General features: G+C 41.3%; 7 protein-coding genes. 4 read left to right on the forward strand and 3 right to left on the reverse strand.

Annotated elements, in window-relative coordinates; translation table 11 throughout:
* Positions 1-20: 20 nt before the first annotated feature.
* Complete coding sequence (locus FD47_RS12790; protein ID WP_056980762.1) at positions 21-269, reverse strand: LysR family transcriptional regulator; 249 nt, start codon at positions 267-269, stop codon at positions 21-23.
* A gap of 208 nt (positions 270-477) precedes the next feature.
* Between FD47_RS12790 and FD47_RS12795 the strand changes: the two genes are divergently transcribed.
* The 4 genes from FD47_RS12795 (at position 478) to FD47_RS12810 (ending at position 5,717) form a co-directional block, all read left to right on the forward strand.
* Positions 478-2,256, forward strand: coding sequence for an FAD-dependent oxidoreductase (locus FD47_RS12795; protein ID WP_056980763.1), 1,779 nt, complete (start codon positions 478-480; stop codon positions 2,254-2,256).
* A 12-nt stretch (positions 2,257-2,268) separates the two neighbouring features.
* Positions 2,269-3,684: a DASS family sodium-coupled anion symporter gene (locus FD47_RS12800; protein ID WP_056980764.1), complete on the forward strand. Its 1,416-nt coding sequence runs from the start codon at positions 2,269-2,271 to the stop codon at positions 3,682-3,684.
* 104 nt (positions 3,685-3,788) lie between these two features.
* Entirely contained in the window at positions 3,789-4,673 is an 885-nt protein-coding gene (locus FD47_RS12805) for a LysR family transcriptional regulator (protein ID WP_056980765.1), read from the forward strand.
* A 96-nt stretch (positions 4,674-4,769) separates the two neighbouring features.
* A complete protein-coding gene (locus FD47_RS12810) occupies positions 4,770-5,717 on the forward strand; it encodes a helix-turn-helix transcriptional regulator (RefSeq protein ID WP_225352997.1) in 948 nt (315 codons plus the stop codon).
* Positions 5,718-6,029: 312 nt separating this feature from the next.
* Here the strand turns inward: FD47_RS12810 and FD47_RS12820 are convergent, their stop codons facing one another.
* On the reverse strand, positions 6,030-6,869 hold the full coding sequence (locus tag FD47_RS12820; RefSeq protein WP_056980766.1) for an IS3 family transposase: 840 nt from the start codon (positions 6,867-6,869) through the stop codon (positions 6,030-6,032).
* Positions 6,870-6,904: 35 nt separating this feature from the next.
* The gene (locus FD47_RS12825; protein ID WP_054736414.1) at positions 6,905-7,627 is read right to left on the reverse strand and encodes a helix-turn-helix domain-containing protein; all 723 of its coding nucleotides are present in this window, start codon (positions 7,625-7,627) and stop codon (positions 6,905-6,907) included.
* Positions 7,628-8,554 lie beyond the last annotated feature (927 nt).

Below are 8,554 nucleotides of genomic sequence, written 5' to 3' on the forward strand. Positions count from 1 at the left end.
GCAGGTGTTGCACTTCAATTTTAAATCGAGGGACTTTTTATATTCTCTAAAATCTTTAGTCCTTTTTGATAGAGAATGGTGCCGGCTGCAGTGAGGACAAGTTTACTTTTACGGTTTTCCTTTGTAATCAAAGGATCACTGTATTTGAGAGTGAGTCGCTTGATTGAAGCAGAAATTGTTGGTTGAGTGACATCAAAAAAAGTAGCAGTTTTTGTATAAGATCCTAATTCTATTAATTTGCAAAAGTAGGCTAAGTCACGTTCATCCATGTTAGGTCCTCCAATTAAATATAAAAATAAATTATAAGTGAATCTTTTTTAATTATACTAATTCCACTATATAAACGCAATTAAGACTGGAGTAATGGGATTGGTAGCTATTATTCATTTGAAAAGCTTATAAAAATAAATTGGAATAACTAATTGTGAAAGCCTATATTACAGGTTAGTAAGAAGTGTCATTTAAAGGAGGATCACTATGAATTACTCAAGTGAATTAGAATGGGATGCCAAATACGATGTCATTGTAATCGGATTTGGTGGAGCAGGGGCAACTGCGGCTAATTACGCCGCTAAACAAAATAGTCGAGTTCTATTAATAGATGCTGCACCTGAAGGCAGTGAAGGCGGAAACACAAGATTTGCTGCTGGTGCATTTGCAACGGCCGTTGATTTTGAGAAGGCTAAGAATTACTACCTTCAAAGTTTTAAACCATTTGAACATGACGAGGATACTTTAAATAGTTTTGTTCGAGAAATAACCAATTTACCTAAGTATGTAAAGACAGATTATAATCTAGAAGCTCATCAATCTGGGATGCACAAGCATCCAGAATATTATGAGTTTGAGAATTCGGACGACATGATTCATCAAAGCATGACCACGTTGTATGATGGTAGTTTTTGGAAGCTGCTACGGCACGAAGTCTATGCACAGTTAGATAAAATTGATATCTGGTATGAGTCACCAGCTCAACATTTAATTCAAAATCCACAAACTAAAGAAATTATGGGTGTCCAAATAGAACATAAGTGTCATTTGCGAAATGTAGCTGCTGTAAATGGAGTTGTGATGAGTTTGGGTGGATATGAGAACAATCCTGAAATGGTTCAGACTTTTCTAGGAAGAGGATCATTGGCGCCAATCGGAACACTTTACAATCAAGGCAAAGGAATTGACCTGGCAGTCGAGGCTGGGGCCCGTCTATGGCACATGTCGAACTTTGATTCACATGCATTTTCACTCAATGAAGGCAAAGAGCGTGAACAGTGTGCATACATGATTCAATGGAAAGACTTATTTACGGGTAGCGTTTTCATTGCTGGGGACGATGGTACACGTTATTTGAATGAACAATGTGAAGATCGGCACGGTTACCAGTACAATCATGGAGATTATGTTATGTTGCCGAATCAAAATCATCCGCATATTGTAATGGATCAAGCTCAGTATGAAGAATTAGAAAATAACAGCTCAGCTAAAGCTGGTCAAATTAAACAGATAATCAGTTATGCAATTAAAGCTGATTCAATCGATGAATTAGCAAAGAAGATTGATGCACCATTGTTAAATCAGTCAATCGATGATTTTAACTTTTTCGAGGAAAAGGGTCGAGATTACGTTGCTAATCGTCCGACTAACACCATGAGGAAGTTTACCAATGGCCCGTACTATGCCGTTGCAATTCGACACAACATTCTACATACCCATGGGGGTGCGCGCAGAAATGGTCAGTGCGAGGTTTTAGACCTACAGGGCAATGTCATTCCTCATTTATATGAGGCTGGAGAACTGGGGGATCCATTTGCAACTAAGTACATTGGTGGCAGTTCGGTAGCGGATTTGTTAATTTCTGGACGTTTGGCAGGAATGAATGCAGCCAAGTCGAAAGGGAAAGAAATGGAGATAGATGTTGTTACTTCTCCATCTAAAACGAATGATGACTTAAAGACAGATGCAACGTTAACCACAGCAAGGTTTGAAACCGCTGAAAATCAATATATAGGTATAGCGGAGCAAGGAATAGGCGATTTACCAATTACCGTTCGAGTGACTGTCAAGGACAATCAAATGACGGAGATTGAGGTCTTGCAACAATCTGAATCGCCAAGTATTGGTGGCAAGGCAATTCCGGTGTTACGAAAAGAAATGCTAGAAGCCAACACCTATGATGTGGATTCAATAACGGGCGCTTCTGCAACAAGTAAGGGAATTAAAGGTGCAGTTAAAAATGCGTTAGATCAAATTAATGATTAGGGAGTGCAAAAAATGACAATTAAGATAAATTGGAAAGCCTGGATTTTACCACTTATTTTTGGAATTGGCTTATGGTTATTGACGCCGATCAAGCCAGCAGGAATTAATGTGGATGCTTGGCATCTATTCGCAATCTTTTTGGCAACCATTATTGCCTGTGTCACGAAGCCAATGCCGATGATGGCAGTCACTTTAACGGGGGCTACGATTGCGACTGTGACGCACATCTTTACCATGGATGAGTTTGCGGCAGGATTTGGTAACTCGACAGCCTGGATGGTTGCGATGTGCATGTTCTTGGCTGCTGGATTCATTAAGTCTGGATTAGGGAGTCGGATTGCTTATCTGTTCGTTAGTGCTTTTGGTAAGAAGACGTTGGGGCTAGCGTACGCATTATCTGCTGTTGAAACGGTTTTGGCCATTGGTATTCCTAGTAACAATGCTCGTGTAAATGGTATTATGTATCCGATTATTGATAATTTATCACGAGAAATGGGTTCTGATCCCAAAGATGGGACGCAACGGAAACTTGGTTCATTCTTGGTTTTTAATGAATATGAAATAAATAATGTGACATCAGGGATGTTCTTAACTGGTTTGGCAGGTAACATGGTTGCTCTAGGATTAGCTAAAACACAAGGAATTAATATCACTTGGATGGAATGGTTTGCGGCAGCGAGCGTTCCTGCAATCCTCTGTTTGTTAATTATCCCATTTGTCCTTTATAAAATTTATCCACCAGAAGTAAAGGAAACGCCAAATGCGCATGCTTGGGCGGAAGGTAAGCTAAAAGAACTTGGCAAGATGTCAGTTAGCGAAAAAATCATGACTGGAACATTTGTTGCCGCAATTCTGCTTTGGCTATTTGGGTCAAAGATTGGCATTGATGCGACACAAGTTAGTTTCCTTGCCGTTGTATTCCTGTTAGTGACGGGTGTATTGACGACAAAGGATTTGCTGAAAGAAAGCTTTGCTTGGAATATTCTTACTTGGCTTTCAGTTATCATGTTAATGTCCCAGAAATTAATGACACTCGGATTTTTCCCATGGTTCTCAAAAACGCTTGGTAACATGCTTCACGGTATGAACTGGTTATGGGTATTGATTATTCTTTTCCTTGCCTACTTCTACCTACATTACCTATTTCCAAGTGTTTCGACTCAAATTTCAGCGTTATATGCTGGGTTCCTATCCGTTGCAATCGGAGTAGGTGCACCGCCTACATTAGCTGCATTGATGCTTGCCTTTTGTGGATCAATTTACCTATCAACATCGACTTACTCAGCAGGGCCTGCTGCACTTATCGCAAGTACCGGCTATATTAAAAATAAGGATTTCTGGAAACTGAGTGCCATCATTGGTGTGATTTTCAATGTGGTTTGGCTTGGCGGAGGACTCCTCTGGACAAAGATTATTGGCTTTTGGTAATCAAAATAAAAAAATCCCAGGTTGGGATTTTTTTTTGCCAAGATTCAATTTTAGTTGCTTGTGACGTTTATAATTAGATTAATGGAAGAAAAGGGGCGAACATCGTGAACGAACGTGATTTAAAATATTTTTGTCACTTGGTTGAAACGGGTAACTATACGGCAACCTCGAAGCAGTTTGGTGTGACCCAACCAGCGATTTCTGCTGCGGTAAAACGCTTAGAAACACAATATGGCACTACCTTACTGACCCAATTTAATCATCGGGCTAAATTAGTTGTCACTCCGGCTGGCCAAGTTTTGTACGTGAAGGCACGAAAGATTATTAGGGAAATTTCGCAAGTGGAATTAGAGGTCAAACATGCAAATGAACGGCAAGTTCGACTTGGTTTTTCAAACGTTGCGGGTGGAATTTGGTTGCCACGCATGATTGAGCGATTTGTTAAAAATAACTTGTTGGATCAAATCACGACAACGGTAGCGGATTCAGAAAAATTACTGGATGATTTGAGAAATGGAAAGCTAGACGCTGCAGTTTTTTCTACTATTCAGCCCGAACAATCTGCTGACTTACAAGTGACACAGCTGGAAACTCGGCAATTGAGCCTGTTGGTTAACGTCAACCATCCCCTGAGTAAATTGCGAGAAATTTCGCCCAAAGACTTGAAAGAAGTTCCCCTCATCGCCAGATATAAAAAGACAATTCCACGAATGGCACTGGACCAGTTTTGCTTTTATCGTAACGTGAAACCAACCATTTTATATGAGGCGGCGACAAATCAGCTGGTTGAAGGCTTGGTGGCCCGTAACGTAGGTGTCGGAATTGCCGTTGATGATGGCACTGTTTTAAGCAAGCAGATTGTTCGAATTCCACTAAAAGAAAAGGATCGAGTGAACTGCTATATGCAATTGGCGGTTCGAAAATCATTTTTACCAAATGAAAATCAGCAACGTTGTATTGAGTTGTTGAAGTATTATAGGGAGAATTAATAGCCATAAAGAGGAGTATAGCTCACACATCAAACCATGCTATAATTATCCTCAAACAGGTACAACTATTTGTGTCTTCATCAAGGGGGTGGAGTAGTGAAAAGTAAGTATCGCGTGGCCGAATTAATTGTTCGGCTGATGAATGGGGAAACGCTGCTACAAATGGATGTTTTGAAGCAATATGATATTAGCAAACGGACCAGCCAGCGAGACTTAGCTGATATTCGCAGCGCTATGTCAGAGTACGATGCTGGTGAAGTTGTTGAAACGGATGGGACTTACTGCCTATCGCGACAAAGTGAGCAACTCGATTTTGAAATGGTTTTGACCGTCAGCAATATTTTATTAGGCAGCCGATCATTAGAACAGGACGAACTGACGAGAACCTTGGATTTTTTAATCTCGCAATTATCACCGGCGATGCAGGATTTGATACATAAACAGTTAAAAATTTCCCGTGGCGGCTACGTGCCGCTATCCAAACCAACGCCTTTGTTGAATCGACTTCGGGAGGTTGCCCTTTGTATCGCCCAAAATAGGAAAATGGTTTTCGTTTACCGGGGGAGTGCCAAAAAGTATAACAAGCCACAAAAACATCACGCGCAGCCCGTTGCGGTTTTTTTTGAAGTGCACTACTTTTACGTTGCGATGATGAGTGAAGAACATGGGGGATATTGGCTGTACCGGCTTGATCGAATCGTTGATATCCTAGAGACAAAGAAGGGCGAAAAGCTCGATTACATTAAACGTTTCTCACTTCAGGATCATCGAAGTCAAACGTATCTACTGGATTCTGGGGATTTGACGCGAATTCAATTTAGTTACCGATACTACGAGCAAACGGCATTGGATTTCTTTCCTAGATCACGCGTTGTAAAATATAATGAAGATGGCAGTGTGGTGATTGAAGCCTTTGCAAAAGTTGATGGAGCGGTATTGTGGCTGCTGAGTCAGGGCGAGGCGGTTAAGGTTCTCGCTCCACAGTCACTTGTTGAGCGGATGAAAGAGACGTTGACTAACACACGAAACCAATATTTGGATTAAGGTAAACATCACATTAGCGTGATGTTTTTTATTTTCTTTCAAATTAAATTAGCCAGCGTCATAATGTGTCGTCCTGCTTTTGTATAATAGTTCTGTTATAAATAATTACTTGGAGGAGCTAATGATGAAATTGACTAAAATGATCAGTCTAGTCGCTGTTGCAGTGACGCTTGGGGTGTCTGGTGCCGAATTGACGACACCTACGACGGCACAGGCAAAGACTAAATACACATTGAAGACGTTCCCCAAAGCGATTCGTGGTAGCTGGTGGAGCTGCTCCTTGTCAAGTAGACAGGTCAAATAATTAAAGCTTTATGCACTCTTTTGAACGGCATGATTCCGGTATTCTTCCGGAGTCATACCGTTTAGTGTTTTCTGACGTCGTTCCGTGTTATACCATGTGACGTACGCCTTGATAATCCCGATTAATTCAACTTCCGAGAGTGGTGCCTTGAAAGCCAGTTCTTCAGTCTTTAGCTGGCTCCAGAAACACTCCATGGCACTGTTGTCGCCTGGTGTTCCTGGTCGCGACATGCTATGGACGATTCCTTTTCCAGATAATAGGGTGTTGTAGCCACCAGAAGTATAAGCCGAGCCTTGATCGGAATGAAGAATCTGTGGTTTCACACCACGGGTTGCTTTCAGGGCCTGTTTGAGTGTTTCAGATACTAATTCCTTGGTCTCAGTACTGGCGACCGCCCATGCGATAATACTGCGGTCACAAAGGTCTTTGATGGCACTTACACGTAAGCGTTGCTTCTGGTCGGGCCCAAATTTCAATTCACTACAATCAGTCACCCAAGTCATATTTGGTTGCTCAGGTTTGAAATCATGGCTACCATCTTCGTTTAGTAACTTATTGGCGTAAATGTGGTCTTTCTTCTCCTGTTTTCGATCATGCTTAGACGCACGAATTGATGATTGAATCCCGTTACGACGCATGATACGACGAACCCGACCCTCACTAACATGGTACGGGGTCTCCTTATTAATATACGTTGTCATGGTCCGGACGCCAAAAATATAATTCTTTGATTCTTCACGCTTAACGATATACGCCAAAATGGCTTCATTCTCTAGTTCATGCGCGTTAACTTTACGGTGAAGCCACTTGTAGTAGGCAGCTCGAGATACACCGACATACTGGCACATGAAACTAATCCCATACACTTGATTAGTGTCGGGATTTACTTTTTTCGAGAGTGCTTGAACTGTGAGATATTTTTCTTTTGCTGGGCATCCATCCTTTCGAATTCTTGGAGTTTTTTTAATACGGCGACCTCCGTAGAGACATGCGCTAACCGGGCCTTGAGCCGCTTGATTTCTAAGTCCTTTAGTTCCATTTTGGTCAATTGGCCATTGGCTTCCTTGGCCTTACCGTGACGGTCTGCGAGGGCATCGGGACCGCCTTGCTTGAACTTCTTAACCCACGCATACACTTGGCCATAGGACACGTTAAAATGGGTCGTGGCGCCGACGTAGTCCATCTCATTGGCGATGACCCACTGCGCGATTTCAATTCGTTCGACCTGTTCAGTCTTTCTACCATTCTTCATCCGGGTAGTCCTCCTAGTGGTTTTGAGCGATTTACCACTAGTATACCGCTTGACCCACTGGAAGATAACCGAGTCATTAGAGATATTATATTGTTGAGCTAACTGGCGATACGATGTACTACCGGCCAAATAAGCCTGGACGACCTCAAGCATTAACTCAGGAGTATAGGTGTGCTTTGGACGTCGCCGCAATGCATCTACACCGCCAGTGTTGAAGCGCTCAACCCATTGGGCAACCTGACCACGTTTCACACCATATTCCTGTTCAATAGCATTAGCTGACATCCCATCCTGTACCAATTTAATATAGAATAGTTTATCTTCTTCACTATATCTCGTACCTTTTCGGCCCATAAAAAAATACTCCTTCCTTGGCAGACAAGCTTTAATTATTTGCTTGTCTACCTTGGTAGGAGTATACCCGAAACCAAAATTAGTTTCTCACCTTGTCTTTTTTAACGCTCAGATTCCTATACTAGAAATCCTATAATTGCCATGACGAACAATGCGGAGTAGGATTGCAAATGGTACCTAACTAAATCTTTGTGGTCCTGTTCGTTTGGTAGTAGGAAAGCTTGTTTTTCAATGGGGTGCTCATGCCAAATAGGTTGTTGTTTCCAAAAATCATACAGTTGTTGGGGAAGTGCTATTGCAGGTGGAATTGCCATTATAAAGCCTATAATGGCTGGCCAGAATGGAGTTCTGCTATTTCCGAAAGCAATTACGTAAAAGCTCCATATGAGTGAACCATAAAAACAACCTTTAGCCACTGTAAATTCTAACCAGAAGAGTAGTTCGTTTTTTAGGGAACTTCTACGATACGTTTGAAGAACTTTTTTCTTGAGCTGCCTCATTTTGCGACGGGAGTCGTTCTTTCTTAGAAAAAGTCCCCAAAAATATAGCTCGTCTGATCTTGTATAGTCCATAATTTTTTTCGAATCTTACCAAGAAATATGAGTAAAACAAACTCAACTAATAAGATCAATAATGGTAACATCAATTTTGGGCCTCCTTAAAAAGGTACACTTATCCAGTCGCTGGTAGTTACTTATCGTGAATGTTAGAGTTATACTATTGCTGATTTTAACCACCGAAATTTTAATAGTTAATTCAGTTGGCGCCAACGTGGTATTTATTAATTTGGGCCACAATAGCCGACTACATCTATAAATGACATGGTATCATACTATTTATAGATGTAGGTTGCTAATGAATCTTTTAATCGATGGTTATGTTGGTTTTTCTCAAACTGGATCTGAGTCAAGTTTTTAGACACGATTA

This window comes from Lentilactobacillus parafarraginis DSM 18390 = JCM 14109 (assembly GCF_001435895.1).
GTDB classification, from domain to species: Bacteria; Bacillota; Bacilli; order Lactobacillales; family Lactobacillaceae; genus Lentilactobacillus; species Lentilactobacillus parafarraginis.

Coding starts and splice junctions, on each gene's coding strand:
- FD47_RS12795 (WP_056980763.1), top strand. CDS start 478: ATGAATTACTCAAGTGAATTAGAATGGGATGCCAAATACGATGTCATT.
- FD47_RS12790 (WP_056980762.1), bottom strand. CDS start 269: ATGGATGAACGTGACTTAGCCTACTTTTGCAAATTAATAGAATTAGGA.
- FD47_RS12825 (WP_054736414.1), bottom strand. CDS start 7,627: ATGGGCCGAAAAGGTACGAGATATAGTGAAGAAGATAAACTATTCTAT.
- FD47_RS12820 (WP_056980766.1), bottom strand. CDS start 6,869: ATGTGCCAGTATGTCGGTGTATCTCGAGCTGCCTACTACAAGTGGCTT.
- FD47_RS12800 (WP_056980764.1), top strand. CDS start 2,269: ATGACAATTAAGATAAATTGGAAAGCCTGGATTTTACCACTTATTTTT.